Below are 17,081 nucleotides of genomic sequence, written 5' to 3'. Positions count from 1 at the left end.
CAGGAGCAGGAGCAGGAGCAGGAGCAGGAGCAGGGCGCGTCTTCACAGGCGGTGCTTGGACCACGTCGCGCGATGCGCGACAATAGCGATCATTTGCGGAGTCCCCCATGACCGATTTCACCCCCGACGCCATCCTCGACGCCACCGGCCTGAACTGCCCGGAACCGGTGATGATGCTGCACCAGCACGTGCGCAACCTGGCCGCTGGCGGCCTGCTCAAGGTCATCGCCACCGACCCCTCGACCCGCCGCGACATCCCCAAGTTCTGCAACTTCCTCGGCCACGAACTGCTGCAGCAGCAGGAAGACGCCGGTACCTTCCTGTACTGGATCCGCAAGAAAGCCGACTGAGCCGCTCTGGAACACGCCCGGCGTTGCGCCTACACTGCGTTCCCCAGACAGGAGAGCGCCATGCTGATAGTTGCCGACGAGAACATCCCGCTGCTCGATGCCTTCTTCCAGGGTTTCGGCGAAATTCGTCGTTACCCGGGCCGAAGCCTCGATGCCGCCAGCGTAAAGGACGCCGACATCCTGCTGGTGCGCTCGGTGACCAAGGTCGACCGCCAGTTGCTCGAAGGCAGCCGCGTGCGCTTTGTCGGCACCTGCACCATCGGCACCGACCACCTCGACCTGAACTACTTTGCCGAGGCCGGCATCCACTGGAGCAGCGCACCGGGCTGCAATGCCCGCGGCGTGGTCGATTACGTGCTGGGCAGCCTGCTGACCCTGGCAGAACTGGATGGCGTGGCACTGCCCGAGCGCGTGTATGGCGTGGTGGGCGCGGGTGAGGTGGGTGGCCGCCTGGTGCGGGTGCTGCACGGCCTGGGCTGGAAGGTAATGGTATGCGACCCGCTGCGCCAGGCCGCCGAGGGCGGTGACTACGTCAGCCTCGAAACCATCCTGCAACAGTGCGATGTGATCAGCCTGCACACCCCGTTGCAGCGTGGCGGCGAGCACCCGACCTGGCACCTGCTGGGCCAGGTGCAGCTGGCGCAGTTGCGCCCCGGTGCCTGGCTGGTCAACGCCAGCCGTGGCCCTGTAGTGGACAACGCCGCCCTGCGCGAACTGCTGCTGGACCGCGAAGACCTGCATGCGGTGCTGGATGTGTGGGAGGGGGAGCCGCAGGTCGACCTGCAACTGGCCGACCTGTGCACATTGGCTTCGCCGCACATTGCCGGCTACAGCCTCGACGGCCGCCAGCGTGGTACGGCGCAGATCTACCAGGCGCTGTGCCGCTTCCTCGGTGTGGATGAACAGGTGCAACTGGCCGACCTGCTGCCCCGGCCGCCGCTGGCGCAGATCGAGCTGGATTCCAGCACCGACCCGGCCTGGGCCTTGGCCACCCTGTGCCGCGCGGTGTACGACCCACGCCGCGACGATGCCGATTTCCGCCGCAGCCTCAGCGACGACCCGCAGCAGCAGCGTGCAGCGTTCGACCAGTTGCGCAAGCAGTACCCGCCACGGCGCGAGATCGAAGGGCTGGCGGTGCGCTTGCGCGGGGAGTCGCCGCAGTTGGCGCAGCTGGTCAGTGCCTTAGGTGGGGTGTTGGTCTGATAGCCATTTGAAAGCTGTACCGGCCTCTTCGCGGGTAAACCCGCTCCCACAGGTAGCCCGCTGACCTCAAGGCTTGTGTTGTCCCTGTGGGAGCGGGTTTACCCGCGAAAGGGCCGGTACAGGATTCAGGCAAATAAAAACCCGGCGCAAGCGCCGGGTTGCAAGAATTCGCCGATCAACCTTTGCGTACGCGCTCTACCCGGCTTTCTTCCAGGGCCTTGCAGGCCTTCTGGATCATCTGCTCGGTGATCGGTACTTCGCGCCCCTGGGCATCGATGATCGAACCGCACACCTGCGGCTGAGGGGTAGTTCGGGGCTTCTGGTTGTCGCTGCCATGCTGCAAGCTCATGTATTGTCTCCTCATCAGGTTCAAGCGCAGGTTAACCCTGTGCCGTGACTGGCCTGTGACAGTACCTGCAGGGTCACGGCAGGCACAGTCGAACAGAAACGGCAGTAAAGCTCCATAGCCTGGTTAGACCGATAGGCTATAGCAACCCTGCAAGGGTTCCACAGGCCTGGATGAGTGGTAGGCTGCGGTTTCCCCGCCAATGTGGTCAGCGCCATGCCCGAATCGGTTTCCCCGCGTCAACGCCGCGCCTTGCGCCTGGGTTGGCAGTTTGTCCGTCCGTACCGTCGCCAGGTGCTGCTGGCCTTGCTGGCCCTGGTAGTCACCGCCGCCATCACCCTGTCCATGGGCCAGGGCATCCGCCTGCTGGTGGACCAGGGCTTCATGACCCGCTCCGCGCATCAGCTCAACCAGACCATCGGCCTGTTCCTGCTGCTGGTGGTGGCACTGGCGGTGGGTACCTTCAGCCGCTTCTACCTGGTGTCGTGGATCGGCGAGCGCTGCGTGGCCGATATCCGTCGGGCCGTGTTCGACCACCTGATCGGCCTGCATCCCGGGTTTTTCGAAGACAACCGCAGCTCCGAGATCCAGTCGCGGCTGACCGCCGACACCACCTTGCTGCAATCGGTAATCGGCTCTTCGCTGTCGATGTTCCTGCGCAACGCGCTGATGGTCATCGGTGGTGTGGTGTTGCTGTTCATCACCAACCCCAAGCTCACTAGCATCGTGGTGGTGGCCCTGCCGCTGGTGCTGGCGCCGATCCTGCTGTTCGGCCGCCGGGTACGCAGCCTGTCGCGGCAGAGCCAGGACCGGGTGGCCGATGTGGGCAGCTATGTGGCCGAGACCCTCGGGCAGATCAAGACCGTGCAGGCCTACAACCACCAGGCGCATGACCGCGAGCTGTTCGCCGGCACGGTCGAAGCGGCGTTTGCCGTGGCCCGGCAGAGGATTGCCCAGCGCGCCTGGCTTATCACCCTGGTGATCGTGCTGGTTCTGGGAGCGGTGGGGGTGATGTTGTGGGTTGGCGGCATGGACGTGATCGCCGGGCGTATTTCCGCGGGCGAACTGGCCGCCTTCGTGTTCTACAGCCTGATCGTCGGCAGTGCCTTCGGCACCCTCAGCGAGGTGATCGGCGAGTTGCAGCGGGCGGCGGGCGCCGCCGAGCGCATTGCCGAACTGTTGGCGGCGCGCAGTGCAATCCTGCCGCCCGCCGTGGCGCAGGTGCTGCCGCAGCGGGCCAGTGGGCGTATCGAGCTGCAGCAGTTGGTGTTCGCCTACCCGTCACGGCCCTCGGTGGCGGCTGTCGATGGCCTGAGCCTGACCATCGAGCCGGGGCAGACCGTGGCGCTGGTGGGCCCGTCGGGGGCGGGCAAGTCGACCTTGTTCGATTTGTTGCTGCGCTTCTACGACCCCCAGCAGGGGCGCATCCTGCTCGATGGCCGGGCGATCACCGAACTCGACCCCGATCACCTGCGCCAGCAGTTCGCCCTGGTGGCACAAAACCCCTCGCTGTTTCGCGGCACGGTCGAGGCCAACATCCGCTATGGCCGGCCCGAGGCGACCCTGGCCGAGGTCGAGGCAGCCGCCCGGGGTGCCCATGCCGACGCATTCATCCGGCAATTGCCGCAGGGCTACCAGACACCGCTGGGCGAGGGCGGCATCGGCCTGTCCGGCGGGCAGCGGCAGCGCCTGGCCATCGCCCGTGCGCTGCTGGTCGATGCGCCGATCCTGTTGCTGGACGAAGCCACCAGCGCACTCGACGCGCAAAGCGAACACCTGATCCAGCAGGCGCTGCCCAGCCTGATGGCCGGGCGCACCACCCTGGTGATCGCCCATCGCCTGGCTACGGTCCAGCATGCCGACCGTATCGTGGTCATCGACAAGGGCAGGCTGGTGGCGGTGGGGACGCATCGCCAGCTGATCGAAGAGAGCCCGCTGTATGCTCGGCTGGCGGCCTTGCAGTTCACCACGGGGTAGCTTGTAGTGGCGCTGTAACATTTCTGTAGTATTTGCCTGAGAGTATCTAGCTCAACTGTTGCGTAAGTGCTCGACCTGGCTGCCATTGCTTGATGGCAGCCTTTTTTTGGCCTGCCAGTAACCGGGCTGCGTTGCACCCCATTGCCAACTTGCGCGGCCCCCGGTCTTCCTCCTGCTTTCCGAGATCCAAGATGTTGCGTAAATCCCTCAGAGTGCAAATTCTCTCCCTGCTCGGCGGCAGTCTGGTGGCGATGTTGCTGATCGCCCTGGTGTGCTTCCAGTTCCTCTCCTCCAGCGTGCGCGGCTACGCCGAGCTGGTCGACGGGCCGCTGCGGGCCTCGCAGTTGATCGACGAAGCCAACCTGCAGTTCAAGATCCAGGTGCAGGAGTGGAAGAACGTGTTGTTGCGCGGGCGCCAGCCGGCTGACATGGACAAGTACTGGCAGCAGTTCCAGGCTCGGGAGCAACAGGTGCAGCAACTGCTCGGGCAATTGATCGACAGCAGCGACGCCAGGCTCAAGGCGCCGCTGCAGCAACTGCGTGACAGCCACCGGCAGCTGGGCCAGGCCTATGCGCAGGGTCGCCAGGCATTTATGGCGGCGGGCGGCGACCCGGTGGCCGGCGACCAGGCGGTCAAGGGCGTGGACCGCGCTGTCAGCGAGCAGATGAGCGAACTGGTCGAGCAACTGCGTGCCGAAGCCCGTCAGCACGCCGCCAGCCTGAGTGCCGGCGCCGAGCGCACGGTATGGCTGGGCTTGCTGGTGATGCTGGCTTCGGCCGTGCTGGTGGGGCTGCTCAGCCTGTGGTTGGTCAACCGCAGCCTGGTCGAGCCGATCCGCCAGTTGATCGACTATGTCGCGCAGCTTAGCCAGGGCCGCTTTGCCGCCCGGGTAGATAGCCGCCGCGAGGACGAACTGGGCCGCCTGGCGCGGGCCGCCAACACTCTGCGCGATTTCCTCGCCGACACGGTCGGCCGGCTGCAGGACAACGCCCAGGAACTGGAAGGCGCCAGCGGCCAGCTGCGCAGCATCGCCGGCGACATGGCCCGTGGTACCCACGACCAGTTCCAGCGCACCGACCAGGTGGCCACGGCCATGCACGAGATGTCCGCCACCGCCCAGGAAGTCGCGCGCCACGCCGCCGAGGCCGCCCGCGCGGCGGACGACGCCGACCACAGTGCCCAGGCGGGCGAGCAGGTGATGCAGCAGACCATCGACATCATCGGCGCGGTCAACCGAGAAATTGCCGGCACGGCGGCGGTGATTCGCGACTTGGAGCATGACAGCACGCGCATTGGCAAAGTGCTCGAAGTGATCCGTGGCATTGCCGAGCAGACCAACCTGCTGGCGCTCAACGCGGCCATCGAAGCGGCCCGTGCCGGCGAGGCCGGGCGAGGTTTTGCGGTCGTCGCCGATGAAGTGCGCAGCCTGGCCCAGCGCACGGCGGCGTCGATCGCCGAGATCCACCAGATCATCGAGGCGGTGCAGTCGGGGGCGGTGGAGGCGGTCAAGGCCATCGAAAGCGGCCAGCAGCGCAGCGAGGAGGGTGCCGAGCAGGTGCAGCAGGCCGGGCAGATGCTGCAGCGCATCACCCTGGCAGTGGAAGCGATCCGCGACATGAACCGGCAGATCGCCACGGCGGCCGAAGAGCAGACCAGCGTGGCCGAGGACATTTCCTGCAACCTGATCGAAATCACCCGCATCGCCACGGCCAACCAGCAGGCGGTGCAGCATACCGAACAGGCGGGGCAGCGCCTGCATGGGTTGTCGGGGCAGCTGGGTGAAGTCACCTCCCGCCTCACCGCCTGACGCGGCTCTTGTGGGAGCGGCCTTGTGTCGCGAAAGGGCCGCAAAGCGGCCCCGGCAATCTCTGCACGGACGCTGATATCCTGGGGCCGCTGCGCGGCCCTTTCGCGACACAAGGCCGCTCCCACAACGGTGCGGCGCCAGGTTGGCTACTGGGGAAACCCGCCACTTCCACTGCTTCATTCCATCCCCTCTGGCGGATTGTCGCCATCTACCCCGTCGCCCGCCCCCTGTATTCACTGCTCCAGACCCAGTTGGCACGTTCCCTGCTCAAGGCGGCGCGCGTGTACACAACAACTGGATAACATCAATGAAGAAATTCCTGCTGACGTTCCTCTGCCTGGGCGTCATCGGCTGCTCCAAACCCGCGGAGCCGGAAAAGACCGTCGACGTGCTGCTGATCGGCGGTGGCATCATGAGTGCCAGCCTGGGCACCTACCTCACCGAGCTGGAGCCTTCCTGGAAGGTCGACGTCTACGAACGCCTGGACCAGGTGGCCGAAGAAAGCTCCAACGCCTGGAACAACGCCGGTACCGGTCACTCCGCGTTCTGCGAGCTGAACTACACCAGCGTCGGCAAGGACGGCAGCATCGACATCAGCAAGGCCGTTGGGGTCAACGAGCAGTTCGAGGTGTCCAAGCAGTTCTGGGCCTACCAGGTCGAGCAGGGCGTGTTGAACAACCCGAAGTCGTTCATCAACAACGTGCCGCACATGAGCTTTGTCTGGGGTGACGACAACGTCGCCTTCCTGCACAAGCGCGTCGACGCCCTGCAGCACAGCTCGCTGTTCCGCGGCATGGAAATCTCCGAAGACCACGAGCAGATCCGCAAGTGGGCACCGCTGGTGATGGAAGGCCGTGACCCGGAGCAGAAAATCGCCGCCACGCGCATGGCCATCGGCACCGACGTGAACTTTGGCGAAATCACCCGCCAGTTGTTCGCGGCGATGACCCGCAACCCCAATGTGTCGCTGAACCTGCGTCATGAAGTGCGCGACATCGTGCGCAACGACGACGGCACCTGGCATGTGCGGGTGGCCGACCTGGCCAACGGCGGCGAGGAAAAGGCCGTCAACGCCCGCTTCGTGTTCATCGGTGCCGGTGGTGGCGCGCTGAAGCTGCTGCAGAAGTCGGGCATCCCTGAAGCCGAAGGCTATGCCGGCTTCCCGGTCGGTGGCCAGTTCCTGATGACCGACAACCCCGACCTGGTCGCCCGCCACCAGGCCAAGCTGTACGGCAAGGCCTCGGTCGGCGCGCCGCCGATGTCGGTACCGCACCTGGACACGCGAATGATCGATGGCAAGCAGGTGCTGCTGTTCGGCCCGTTCGCCACCTTCTCCACCAAGTACCTCAAGCACGGCTCGCTGCTGGACATGTTCGCCTCGCTGAACAGCCACAACGTGCTGCCGATGGTCAATGCCGGTATCGACAACATCGACCTCAGCACCTACCTGATGGGGCAGTTGATGCTCAGTTTCGATGACCGCATGAACGCGCTGCGCGAGTACTTCCCCAACGCCAAGAACGAAGACTGGAAGCTGCTGCAGGCCGGCCAGCGGGTGCAGGTGATCAAGAAGGACCCGGTACTGGGCGGTGTGCTGCAGTTCGGTACTGAAGTGGTGGCGGCCCAGGACGGCAGCATCGCTGCATTGCTGGGGGCATCGCCGGGTGCCTCGACCGCGGCGCCGATCATGCTGACCGTGCTGGAAAAGACCTTCAAGGACCGTATCCAGTCGCCAGCCTGGCAGGCCAGGCTCAAGGAAATCGTGCCAAGCTATGGGCAGAAGCTGAACAACAACCTGGCGCTGACCAACCGGACCCGGGCATGGAGCAGTGAGCGCCTGCAGTTGCTGTATGTGCCGGTGGAGGCTGAGGTGTCGCACTGACACATGTGGGAGCGGCCTTGTGTCGCGAAAGGGTCGCAACGCGGCCCCAGGATTTCAGCCAGGCTGCACAAGTTGCTGGGGGCTGCCTTGCAGCCCTTTCGCGACACAAGGCCGCTCCCACAAGGGGGCGCGCGCTGGGGCAGGGCACTTTTCAAGGCACAACAAAAAGCCCGCACTAGGCGGGCTTTTTGACGAGGATTTGGTCGGAGAGACAGGATTCGAACCTGCGGCCTTCTCGTCCCGAACGAGACGCGCTACCTGGCTGCGCTACACTCCGATGAAGGAAATCCTACTGCATACTTTTTTTGCACGCAAGCCCTTGTTGTTAAAAGGGCCTTTGCAAAAAACAGGCTGCGATCAGAGCTCTTTGACGGTGCGGATCTGGTCCTTGTTCAGGCGTGTGCGCTTGCCGTCCAGCTGCTCGAATTCGTAGAAACCGGAGTCTTCATCGAACTTCGGTGTGTCGGTGGCCTGGATTTCGCGACCGTCGTTCAGGGTAATGACGGTTGGCGATGCGCAGCCAGCGAGGGCGCCCAGGCCCAAGGCGAGCAGGAAGGCGGGTAGGGTCCGTTGAATCATCGTGTTTCTCCAGTGCGATGGTGCTAGATGACATTAAGACGCAGGGCGTCCACGCAAGTTCCGTCTACAGTGCAGCATAGCGGCAAACCCGGGGCATTGATCGAGGGCAAGGGCCACGGGCGTCACGCTGTGATGGGCGCGCGCTGTGTTATAACTGCGGCCATCCCATCTTCTTGTGACGGACCCCCATGAAAGCCAAGGCAGATACCCCCTTCGTGCCGCTGAACATCGCCGTGCTCACGGTCAGCGACACCCGTACTTTCGACACCGATACCTCCGGCCAGCTGTTCGTCGACCGGCTGAGCGCGGCTGGCCATCGCCTGGCCGAGCGCGTGCTGCTGAAAGACGACTTGTACAAGATTCGCGCCCAGGTCGCCACCTGGATTGCCGATGACAGCGTGCAGGTGGTGCTGATCACCGGCGGCACCGGCTTTACCGGCCGCGACAGCACGCCCGAGGCCGTGGCCTGCCTGCTGGATAAGCAGGTAGAAGGCTTTGGTGAGCTGTTCCGGCAGATTTCCGTGGCCGACATCGGCACCTCCACCGTGCAGTCGCGCGCCCTGGCCGGGCTGGCCAACGGTACCCTGGTGTGCTGCCTGCCGGGTTCGACCAACGCGGTGCGCACCGGTTGGGACGGTATCCTCGCCGAGCAGCTGGATGCCCGCCATCGCCCGTGCAACTTCGTGCCGCACCTGAAGCAGGCAGCGGCCTGCGACAGCCGTGGCTGAGGTCCGCCAGGCCCGGCCGCTGATGCCGGTAGAACAGGCCCTGGAGCAGCTGCTGGCTTTGGCCGAGGCGGCACCGATCCGCGACACCGAGAACCTGCCGCTGGCCGAGGCCGAGGGCCGTGTGCTGGCCACCGACCTGGTGGCCTCGCTCGACCTGCCACCTTGGCCGAACAGTGCCATGGACGGTTACGCCCTGCGCCTGGCTGACTGGCAGGGCGAACCACTGCCGGTCAGCCAGCGGATTTTCGCCGGCCATGCGCCGCAGCCGCTGCAACCGGGCACCTGCGCGCGCATCTTCACCGGGGCACCGCTGCCCGAAGGTGCCGACTGCGTCGAGATGCAGGAAAACACCGAAGTGGCGGAGGATGGCCGGGTACGCTTTCTCGAAGCGCTGAAGACCGGGCAGAACATTCGTCCCCAGGGCCAGGAAACCCGCAAGGGCGAACAGGTGATGAGCGCCGGCACCCGGCTGGGGCCGATCGAGCTGGGCCTGGCCGCGACCCTGGGCCATGGCCGGCTGGACGTGGTGCGCAAGGTGCGGGTGGCGGTGTTGTCCACCGGTGACGAATTGGTCGAACCCGGCCTGCCGCTGGGGCCGGGGCAGATCTACAACAGTAATCGCCGGCTGCTGGTCAGCTGGTTGCAGCGGCTGGGCTGCGATGTGGTCGATGCGGGCATTCTGCCGGATGACCTGGCGCGCACCCGCAGCTGCCTGGCCGAGCTGGGCGATGTCGACCTGATCCTGTCCACCGGCGGTGTCTCGGTGGGGGAGGCCGACTACCTCGGCGCCGCCCTGCGCGAAGCTGGCGAGCTGGCCTTGTGGAAGCTGGCGATCAAACCGGGCAAGCCGCTGACCTTCGGCCACTTCCAGGGCGTGCCGGTAATCGGCCTGCCGGGTAACCCGGCCTCGACCTTGGTCACCTTCGGCCTGCTGACCCGGCCCTACTTGTTGCGGCGTCAGGGCGTGGCCGATGTCACGCCGTTGCGCTTCGACATGCCGGCCGGCTTTGACTGGCCCAAGCCTGGCACGCGCCGCGAGTACCTGCGCGCCCGCATCGAACAGGGCCAGGTGCGCATCTACAAGAACCAGAGCTCTGGCGTGCTGCGCAGTGCGGCCTGGGCCGAGGGGTTGGTGGAGGTGCGCGAAGGCAGTACGCCGAAGCAGGGTGACAGCGTGCCGTTCATCCCCTTCAGCGAACTACTTGGCTGAGCGGCCCGTCAGGCACTGGCCAGCGGCGTGGCCTCGGCCGGTGCCGCCAGTGCCAGGCGCATGTGCACGTTCTCCAGTTGCTGGGCGGCCACGCTCCAGTCGTGGCGCTGGCGGGCGAACTGGCGCCCGGCGTCGCTCAACTGGCTCATGCGCCAGGGCTGGTTGAGCAACTGGGTGATCAGCAGGGCCAGCTGGTCGCCATCCTCACTGCCCAGGTAGTGCTCACCATTGTTCGCGGCCAGGCCTGAAACACCTTTGCCGGTGGTGATCACCGGCAAGCCGGCGGCCATCGCTTCGAGGATTTTCACCTTGGAGCCACCGGCATAGCGCAGCGGTGCGAAGAACAATGCCGAACGCCGTTGCAGTTCACGCAGGTCGGGGCGGTAGCCGAACCATTCGATGCGCGGGTCGTTCCAGTGCAGTTTCCAGCTGGCCGGCATGGCATGCCCGGCAATCGCCAGGCGCACTGCCGGGTTGCTCATCCAGACCTGCGGCATGATGTCTTCCAGCGCCCATTCGATGGCCTCCAGGTTGGCTCCATACTCGAAGTTGCCAACGAACAGCAGGCGCTGGCTGTGCAGCGCGGGTTGCACGTGCTGGTAGAAATCACAGTCCACGCCATTCACCACCACGTTCACCGGGCGCCCGCTGATCTGCGCGATCAATTCGGCATCGTGGGCGCTGACTGCCACCAGTTCGGTGGGTTGGCGCAATACCCGCTGTTCCCAGCGTCGATAGCGCCAGCGGTCGAAGGCGTTGAGCGGGCGCAGCCATAGCGGCAGGCGATCGTGGCTGGCGCCGCCCATCACCGATTCCAGGGTGTGCTCGCTGAGCATGTACGGCAGTCCGCGTGCCTGCAGGGCCTTTTCGAAGGGCTGGAAACTGTAGCTGTGCTCGATCTGGATCACGTCCCACGGCTCGTCCAGCAATTGCTCGAAGCGGTGCCGCAGGCAAGGGGCCAAGCCATTGATGATTGCCCGCATGGGGTAGGCGATGATCGGTGAGGCCAGCAGGTTCAGCGGGCTGTGCAGGGGCCGACGGGGCAGCACGATCAGGCGCTCGAGCAGCGGTTCCAGGGCTTCGCGGGCGGCATCGCCGAGCGGGATCTTCGATTGCACCAGCAGGGTAATCCGGTGGCCCCGCTGTGCCAGTGCGCGTATCAGGTGGTATTGCCGGGTCTTGCTGCCGCTGGTGGTTGGCCAGGGCAGGTACGGCAGTGTCCAGAGAATGCGCATGACCCGAAATCCTCGCTAAAGGCTGCGGATAGCAAGACGCGCCCGTGGGCAGCAGTGGTAGAACCACTGCCGGGGGCGCGTCCGTGGCAATAAAGTGTATCTGCTGAGCATAGCCGTGCATTGCCAGGCGTGTGGGAAAAGACCGGCCGACGCTTGTCGGTTGATGCCCACAATCGATCGCGTTGGCCTGCTATTTTTTCGGGCGCATGCAACGATCCGCGACTGCAAAGGGTCGAGATCTGGGTTGATCACTTCACGGAGGCGCGCACATGCAAGGGCGCAAGGCAATGCTGATCCTGCACGGCAAGCAGGCCATGAACGAAGACGTGCGCAGCGCCGTGCATGGCCTGCGCGACAGCGGCTGGGTACTGGATGTGCGGGTCACCTGGGAGGCCGGCGACGCGCAGCGCCTGGTCACCGAGGCGCTGGCCGCCGGCTACGGCCATATCGTCGCCGGAGGCGGGGATGGCACGCTGCGTGATGTCGCCGAGGCCATGGGGCTGGCAGGTACCGAGGCCAGCCTGGCGTTGTTGCCGCTGGGCACGGCCAACGATTTTGCCAAGGCCGCCGGCATACCTCTGGAGCCTGCCACGGCCCTGGCATTGCTGAACATACCCGCACGGCCAATAGACCTGGGCCAGGCCGGCGACCAGTTGTTCCTCAACATGGCCACGGGCGGTTTTGGCAGCCAGGTCACGGCCAACACCTCCGAAGACCTGAAGAAAGTGCTGGGCGCGGCCGCCTACCTGTTCACTGGGTTGTCACGCTTCAGCGAACTGCAGGCAGCCTCGGTGGAGCTGCAAGGGCCGGGCTTCGACTGGCAGGGTGACCTGCTGGCGCTGGGGATCGGCAATGGCCGCCAGGCCGGGGGTGGGCAAGTGCTGTGCCCCGAGGCCCTGGTGGACGACGGCTTGCTCGATATCGCCATCCTGCCGGCACCACAGGAGATGGTAGGGGCGCTGCGTGAGTTGTTGGCTGGCAACGGGTTGTTAGTCAGGGCCAGGTTGCCCTGGGTCGAGATCAAGTGCTCGCAGGGCCTGGACATCAACCTCGATGGCGAACCGGTGCAGGCCGACAAGTTGCGCTTCCAGGCCAGGCCCGCTGCACTGCGCCTGCATCTGCCGGACGGGTCGCCGTTGCTCAGTCGTCCAGGCTGATGATTTTCTCGCGCACGGCGAACAGCACCAGGCCGGCCACGTCATGGATCTGCAGGCGTTTCATGATTTGCGAGCGGTGGGTTTCCACGGTCTTGATCGACAGGCCCAGGCCGGTGGCGATTTCCCGGGTGGACTTGCCACGCACGATCAGGCGCAGGATTTCCAGCTGTCGCGCCGTGAGGTTATGCCGCTCGCCCGCGGGTTGCTTGCCCTGCCTGGCGTGCTGCAGCGCCTGGTTGATGACCGTATGGGCGATGGCTGGGCTGAGGTAGCGCTCGCCGTTGCGCACCGCGGCCAGGGCCTGTTCCAGTTCGGTGGCGCTGGTGTCCTTGAGCAGGTAGCCGTGGGCGCCGCTTTCCAGGGCCCGCATGATCAGGTCCGGGTCGGTGTGCATCGACAGGATCAGCACCTTGCAGGTGTTGCCGCTGGCGCGCAGTTGGGTGAGGGCGTCCAGGCCGCTGGTCGAGCGCATGGAGATGTCCAGCAAGACGATGTCCGGCGCCAGCGTGCGCACCTGTTCGAGCAACTGGCTGCCGTCGTCGGCTTCACCGATCACGTCATAGCCGGGGATGTCGCAGACCAGTGCGCGCACCCCGGCGCGGATCAGCGAGTGGTCGTCTACCAGCAGCAGTCTACAGGTCATGGGTTGCAGTACTCCTGGCGCGTTCCTGGGTGCGCGGTGGCCATGGGAACATTGCCTCGATGCGCGTGCCCAGGCCGAGCTGGCTGGTGATGTCCAGGCTGCCCTGCAACGCGGTTACCCGCTCCTGCATGCCGGCCAAGCCCCGCTGGCCTGCTTCGGCCGGTTGCCTGGCTGGCACGAAGCCGCGGCCATCGTCGTGGATCGACAACGCCAACCCCTCGGGGGTGCGCTGCAGGCGGACGACCAGGTTGCGTGCCTGGGCGTGGCGCAGCATGTTGGTCACGGCTTCCTGGGTAATGCGGAACACCGCCATGGCCACGGCCTCGTCGATGCCGCCCAGGCGCTGGTTGCACGCCAGGCTCCAGTGCACGCCGCTGTTGCCCAGGGTGCGCACCAGGTGCGCGCGCAGGCTGGCCTCCAGGCCCAGGCTGGCCAGCTGCCGCGGGTTGAGAAGGGCGGAGACATCGCGCACGTTGCCCAGGGTGTCATCCAGGGTGCTGCGCAGGGCGTCGCAGTGGCCTTGCAGGTCATCGGGCATACGCTTCTGCAGCCACTGCAGTTGCAGCTTGGCGGCGGTGAGCAGCTGGCCGATGTCATCGTGCAATTCCCGGCTCAGGTGCTGGCGCTCGTCTTCCTGGACCTTGAGCATGCGCTCGGCCAGTTCCGCCGGGCGCAGGTTGATCGACCTGGCGCCCAGAGCCAGGTGCACGGCAGCGCCCAGCGTGGCGGCCAGCTGCAGCAGCAGCAGGCTGGCCGGGATCGCCTGGTCGGTCAGGTACAGCGACAGGGTGGCGACCAGCGAGGCCACGCACAGCCCGACCGTCGCCCAGCGCAGCAGGGTAGTGCGGAAGCAGCACCGCAAAGAAGTCTTCAAGCGTGGAAACATAGGTAGGGAAGCCACTGAAGTATTGCTGATGGAGGCCTTGCACAATCCATGTCAGAGGCTTTGGAGCAGTACTTTATATTTTCTTTCGAACGCGTGATCTTGCGACCTTGCTGCAGGTCGCAAGCGTTTGTGGGGCCGCATATTACCACTTCGCAGTGCATTGGTCGCGATCGGGTAACGCTATGAAACGCCTGCGGGGCGGGCGCTGGAGGGTAGCAAAGTGCCACTTGGCTTGATCGCACAACAGGCACTTGCCATTGAACTTGCGCGCTGTTGATTCAACTTGGCCCCCGGCAACCTGGAAAACTTCGAGAACTTTCCAAGTTCGACCTGGGTGGGCCTGAATAAACGTGCCCGGCTGCATTTCAAGCCAGTTCAATATGTGGCAGATGAGCGGCCGGAGTGCGTGCTGCCTGCCGTCTCGGTATGCGGGTGGATGCACACGCTGCCTTGCTCGTCGCAGGAGGTGCAGGGTTGTGCAAACGTTTGCTGCACGGCCTTGGCCAGTTCACCCAGCAGTACCAGCTGCTCGCCGATGTCCAGGTTGAGCCGCCCGGTGCAAGGGTCGACCAGTTCCAGTTGCCAGGCCAACAGGGTCAGGCAGGCCCCTACCGCGGGCAGGGCTTCGCGCTGCAGGCGACCGACCTGGCAGGCCGGTGCCAGCAACTGCTGCAGGGCGGTGGTGTAATGGGCGACTTCGCGCAGGCCCAGGTGTGTGGCCTGTCGAGCAAGGTTGTCGAGGGCGTTGTCCAGGCAGTGGCAGGCATCCGGGTCGTTGTCGATCAGCTCCAGATGCTGCAGGCATTCCTGGGCCTGGGTCAGCAATACCTGGGCATCCAGCAGGAACCCCTGCAGGGCGTTATCGAACGACAAGGCGCTGTCCATCATGATGCCCCCGCGCGTGGGGCGGGCGCAGGGGACGGGCACGCCAAAACGATAGCTAGCAAAAGCCTGACTCCATTCATGCAATGAGAATGGCGTCACATTAATGGCTAAAGGATATCGCGAACATCAGGTTGCACCCGATTGTGGCTAAGGGTTTCCCTGATAAGGGCCTCAGGTGGGGAACTTTTACTGTCCCGCTTAATCACCCGTGATTCCCGCAGTAAAGCATGATGGTAAAGTGATATCAATCGCCTTCACGGCATTTTCCCGCAAGGGTCAAGGTGTGCGTGAAGCCGCCGATACAGGGTGGATGATTTCACTTTTTCCGACTCAAGCCTGGGGGCTTTCCAATGGCTGGCATTCTCGACACGGTAGACCAACGCACGCAACTGGTGGGTGAGAACCGCCTGGAAATCCTGATGTTTCGCCTGGCCGGCCGCCAGCTGTTCGCGATCAACGTGTTCAAGGTGCAGGAAGTGCTGCAACTGCCCAAGCTGACCCTGATGCCCCAGCGCCACGCGTTCGTCTGCGGTGTGGTCAACCTGCGCGGCCAGACCCTGCCGGTGATCGACCTGTCCCAGGCGATCGGCATGCGCCCGCTGCAACCGGGGCCGGACAGCACCATCATCGTCACCGAATACAACCGCTCGGTGCAGGCTTTCCTGGTGGGCGGTGTCGACCGCATCGTCAACATGAACTGGGAAGCGATCATGCCGCCGCCATCCAGCGCCGGACGCCAGCATTACCTGACCGCCATCACCAAGGTCGATGACAAGCTGGTAGAAGTGATCGACGTGGAGAAGGTGCTGGCCGAGATCGTGCCGTACAACGCCCGGGTTTCCGGCGACAAGCTCGCCGACCCGGTGCTGGCCCGGGCCCGTGGCCGCGAAGTGCTGCTGGTGGACGACTCCAGCGTGGCCCTGGCGCAATTGCGCGACACCCTGTCCCAGCTGGGCGTGAAGCTGCACGTGGCCAGTGATGGCCTGAAGGCGCTGCGCATGCTCAAGGGCTGGGCTGACGCTGGTGAGGATGTGTGCGAGAAGCTGCTGATGGTGTTCACCGACGCAGAGATGCCGGAAATGGATGGCTACCGGTTGACCACCGAGATCCGTGGCGATGCCCGTTTGCGCCGGCTGTACGTGGTGTTGCACACCTCGCTGTCGGGTAGTTTCAACGAATCCATGGTGAAGAAGGTGGGCTGCGACAACTTCCTGTCCAAGTTCCAGCCCGATCGCCTGGTCGACGTGGTCAAGCAACGCCTGTTGCTGGATGCCGCTACCGCGTGATCCCGGCCCCTGCCGGGTATAAGCTTGGCGTTTTGGCATGACGCGAGGCGGCAGGGATGTTTCTCAGTGAGCTGTATCGGTACCCGGTGAAGTCGGGGCAGGCGCAACGCCTGCAGGCTTCACCGGTGGGATTGCTGGGGTTGCAGGGTGACCGGCGCTGGATGGTGGTGGAGGAAGAAAACGGACGCTTCCTTACCCAGCGCGCCTGGCCTCGGCTAGGCCAGATCAAGGCTAGCGATGATGACAGCGGCCAGTTGCTGCTGGAAGCACCTGGGCAGGCACCGTTGCGGGTGCCTGTGCCGCCTGCCGATGACGCCCTGCGCGGCGTGACCATCTGGCGCGATACCCTGCGCGTGCCGGATGCGGGCGATGCGGCGGCGGCCTGGCTGAGCCAACTGCTGGGCAAGGCCGTGCGCCTGGTGCATTGCCCGGAGCAGCGCGCGCGTTACCTGCCCAATGGCTATGGCTTCAACAGTGACCGGGCGGCGTTCCCGGACGGTTTTCCGTTGTTGCTGATCGGCCAGGGTTCGCTGGACGAACTCGACCGGCGTATCGGACGCCCCATGGAGATGCTGCGCTTTCGGCCCAACCTGGTGGTGCAGGGGGCTGAACCGTTTGCCGAAGATGGCTGGAAGCGGATTCGTATCGGCAGCCTGGAGTTTCGCGTGCTCAAGCCCAGTGTGCGCTGCATCTTTACCACCATCGACCCGGCTACCGGCGAGCGCAGCGAGGACCGCGAGCCGATGGCCACGCTCAGGACCTTCCGTGAGAAGGAGGGGGATGTGCTGTTCGGGCAGAACCTGGCGGTGGATGGCAGTGGGTGGTTGGAGGCAGGGATGAAGGTCGAAATCCTGGAGTAGCTGTGTTGCCTGTTCCGGCCTCTTCGCGGGCTTGCCCGCTCCCACA

Annotated in this window: 15 protein-coding genes, 1 tRNA gene and 2 pseudogenes; 11 read left to right on the top strand and 7 right to left on the bottom strand. The window is 65.0% G+C overall.

The genetic code is table 11. The features are described from left to right. The first annotated feature begins 107 nt into the window (after positions 1–107). Positions 108–350, top strand: a complete 243-nt coding sequence (tusA, locus tag RYH74_RS19360; RefSeq protein ID WP_003248727.1) for a sulfurtransferase TusA — start codon at positions 108–110, stop codon at positions 348–350. Between the two features lie 60 nt (positions 351–410). Then, positions 411–1,553 (top strand): 4-phosphoerythronate dehydrogenase PdxB, encoded by a 1,143-nt coding sequence (gene pdxB / locus RYH74_RS19355; protein WP_317409935.1) that lies wholly within the window; start codon positions 411–413, stop codon positions 1,551–1,553. A 175-nt stretch (positions 1,554–1,728) separates the two neighbouring features. Here the strand turns inward: pdxB and RYH74_RS19350 are convergent, their stop codons facing one another. Beyond that, positions 1,729–1,902 (bottom strand): PA1571 family protein, encoded by a 174-nt coding sequence (locus tag RYH74_RS19350; RefSeq protein ID WP_170978823.1) that lies wholly within the window; start codon positions 1,900–1,902, stop codon positions 1,729–1,731. Between the two features lie 213 nt (positions 1,903–2,115). Between RYH74_RS19350 and RYH74_RS19345 the strand changes: the two genes are divergently transcribed. From RYH74_RS19345 to mqo, 4 genes and pseudogenes are all read left to right on the top strand, one after another. Beyond that, positions 2,116–3,876, top strand: coding sequence for an ABC transporter transmembrane domain-containing protein (locus tag RYH74_RS19345; RefSeq protein ID WP_317409934.1), 1,761 nt, complete (start codon positions 2,116–2,118; stop codon positions 3,874–3,876). Positions 3,877–3,968: 92 nt separating this feature from the next. Further along, positions 3,969–4,751, top strand: a pseudogene (locus RYH74_RS26575) (hypothetical protein); the annotation flags it as partial. Between the two features lie 165 nt (positions 4,752–4,916). Further along, positions 4,917–5,684, top strand: a complete 768-nt coding sequence (locus tag RYH74_RS26570; RefSeq protein ID WP_410903095.1) for a methyl-accepting chemotaxis protein — start codon at positions 4,917–4,919, stop codon at positions 5,682–5,684. A 307-nt stretch (positions 5,685–5,991) separates the two neighbouring features. Beyond that, the gene (gene mqo, locus RYH74_RS19335; RefSeq protein WP_317409932.1) at positions 5,992–7,566 is read left to right on the top strand and encodes a malate dehydrogenase (quinone); all 1,575 of its coding nucleotides are present in this window, start codon (positions 5,992–5,994) and stop codon (positions 7,564–7,566) included. Between the two features lie 200 nt (positions 7,567–7,766). On the opposite strand, the gene RYH74_RS19330 is transcribed toward mqo, so the two are convergent. Both RYH74_RS19330 and RYH74_RS19325 read right to left on the bottom strand, forming a co-directional pair. Continuing rightward, positions 7,767–7,843: transfer RNA gene (locus RYH74_RS19330), tRNA-Pro, on the bottom strand. A gap of 80 nt (positions 7,844–7,923) precedes the next feature. Next, entirely contained in the window at positions 7,924–8,145 is a 222-nt protein-coding gene (locus tag RYH74_RS19325) for a YgdI/YgdR family lipoprotein (protein ID WP_025338312.1), read from the bottom strand. A gap of 188 nt (positions 8,146–8,333) precedes the next feature. Between RYH74_RS19325 and moaB the strand changes: the two genes are divergently transcribed. Together moaB and glp are read left to right on the top strand one after the other, a co-directional pair. Next, complete coding sequence (gene moaB / locus RYH74_RS19320) at positions 8,334–8,873, top strand: molybdenum cofactor biosynthesis protein B (RefSeq protein WP_025338313.1); 540 nt, start codon at positions 8,334–8,336, stop codon at positions 8,871–8,873. A 22-nt stretch (positions 8,874–8,895) separates the two neighbouring features. Continuing rightward, on the top strand, positions 8,896–10,083 hold the full coding sequence (gene glp / locus RYH74_RS19315; RefSeq protein ID WP_317409937.1) for a gephyrin-like molybdotransferase Glp: 1,188 nt from the start codon (positions 8,896–8,898) through the stop codon (positions 10,081–10,083). Here the strand turns inward: glp and RYH74_RS19310 are convergent. Then, positions 10,072–11,318, bottom strand: a pseudogene (locus RYH74_RS19310) (glycosyltransferase family 4 protein). The gene glp and the pseudogene RYH74_RS19310 sit on opposite strands and share 12 nt — an antisense overlap. 269 nt (positions 11,319–11,587) lie before the next feature. Between RYH74_RS19310 and yegS the strand changes: the two are divergent. Next, the gene (gene yegS, locus RYH74_RS19305) at positions 11,588–12,475 is read left to right on the top strand and encodes a lipid kinase YegS (RefSeq protein ID WP_075044211.1); all 888 of its coding nucleotides are present in this window, start codon (positions 11,588–11,590) and stop codon (positions 12,473–12,475) included. On the opposite strand, the gene RYH74_RS19300 is transcribed toward yegS, so the two are convergent. From RYH74_RS19300 to RYH74_RS19290, 3 genes are all read right to left on the bottom strand, one after another. After that, positions 12,459–13,118, bottom strand: a complete 660-nt coding sequence (locus tag RYH74_RS19300) for a response regulator (protein WP_025338317.1) — start codon at positions 13,116–13,118, stop codon at positions 12,459–12,461. The two genes, yegS and RYH74_RS19300, sit on opposite strands and share 17 nt — an antisense overlap. Then, positions 13,108–14,004, bottom strand: coding sequence for a sensor histidine kinase (locus RYH74_RS19295; RefSeq protein ID WP_084785094.1), 897 nt, complete (start codon positions 14,002–14,004; stop codon positions 13,108–13,110). Before RYH74_RS19295 ends, RYH74_RS19300 begins: the two co-directional genes overlap by 11 nt. A gap of 375 nt (positions 14,005–14,379) precedes the next feature. Then, a complete protein-coding gene (locus RYH74_RS19290; RefSeq protein ID WP_025338319.1) occupies positions 14,380–14,889 on the bottom strand; it encodes a hypothetical protein in 510 nt (169 codons plus the stop codon). A gap of 350 nt (positions 14,890–15,239) precedes the next feature. Between RYH74_RS19290 and RYH74_RS19285 the strand changes: the two genes are divergently transcribed. Next, positions 15,240–16,175: a chemotaxis protein CheV gene (locus tag RYH74_RS19285; protein WP_013971705.1), complete on the top strand. Its 936-nt coding sequence runs from the start codon at positions 15,240–15,242 to the stop codon at positions 16,173–16,175. 56 nt (positions 16,176–16,231) lie between these two features. Then, positions 16,232–17,035 carry an MOSC domain-containing protein gene (locus RYH74_RS19280; protein WP_317409931.1) on the top strand — a complete coding sequence of 268 codons (804 nt, stop codon included), beginning with the start codon at positions 16,232–16,234 and terminating at the stop codon, positions 17,033–17,035. Positions 17,036–17,081 lie beyond the last annotated feature (46 nt).

The sequence above is a fragment of the Pseudomonas sp. LSJ-87 genome (assembly GCF_032971465.1).
Lineage (GTDB): Bacteria > Pseudomonadota > Gammaproteobacteria > Pseudomonadales > Pseudomonadaceae > Aquipseudomonas > Aquipseudomonas putida_Z.
Note: the sequence above shows the minus strand (reverse complement) of the source record. Positions and strands in the feature narration are given on the sequence as shown.

Coding starts and splice junctions, on each gene's coding strand:
- tusA (WP_003248727.1), top strand. CDS start 108: ATGACCGATTTCACCCCCGACGCCATCCTCGACGCCACCGGCCTGAAC.
- pdxB (WP_317409935.1), top strand. CDS start 411: ATGCTGATAGTTGCCGACGAGAACATCCCGCTGCTCGATGCCTTCTTC.
- RYH74_RS19350 (WP_170978823.1), bottom strand. CDS start 1,902: ATGAGCTTGCAGCATGGCAGCGACAACCAGAAGCCCCGAACTACCCCT.
- RYH74_RS19345 (WP_317409934.1), top strand. CDS start 2,116: ATGCCCGAATCGGTTTCCCCGCGTCAACGCCGCGCCTTGCGCCTGGGT.
- RYH74_RS26570 (WP_410903095.1), top strand. CDS start 4,917: ATGGCCCGTGGTACCCACGACCAGTTCCAGCGCACCGACCAGGTGGCC.
- mqo (WP_317409932.1), top strand. CDS start 5,992: ATGAAGAAATTCCTGCTGACGTTCCTCTGCCTGGGCGTCATCGGCTGC.
- RYH74_RS19325 (WP_025338312.1), bottom strand. CDS start 8,145: ATGATTCAACGGACCCTACCCGCCTTCCTGCTCGCCTTGGGCCTGGGC.
- moaB (WP_025338313.1), top strand. CDS start 8,334: ATGAAAGCCAAGGCAGATACCCCCTTCGTGCCGCTGAACATCGCCGTG.
- glp (WP_317409937.1), top strand. CDS start 8,896: ATGCCGGTAGAACAGGCCCTGGAGCAGCTGCTGGCTTTGGCCGAGGCG.
- yegS (WP_075044211.1), top strand. CDS start 11,588: ATGCAAGGGCGCAAGGCAATGCTGATCCTGCACGGCAAGCAGGCCATG.
- RYH74_RS19300 (WP_025338317.1), bottom strand. CDS start 13,118: ATGACCTGTAGACTGCTGCTGGTAGACGACCACTCGCTGATCCGCGCC.
- RYH74_RS19295 (WP_084785094.1), bottom strand. CDS start 14,004: ATGTTTCCACGCTTGAAGACTTCTTTGCGGTGCTGCTTCCGCACTACC.
- RYH74_RS19290 (WP_025338319.1), bottom strand. CDS start 14,889: ATGGACAGCGCCTTGTCGTTCGATAACGCCCTGCAGGGGTTCCTGCTG.
- RYH74_RS19285 (WP_013971705.1), top strand. CDS start 15,240: ATGGCTGGCATTCTCGACACGGTAGACCAACGCACGCAACTGGTGGGT.
- RYH74_RS19280 (WP_317409931.1), top strand. CDS start 16,232: ATGTTTCTCAGTGAGCTGTATCGGTACCCGGTGAAGTCGGGGCAGGCG.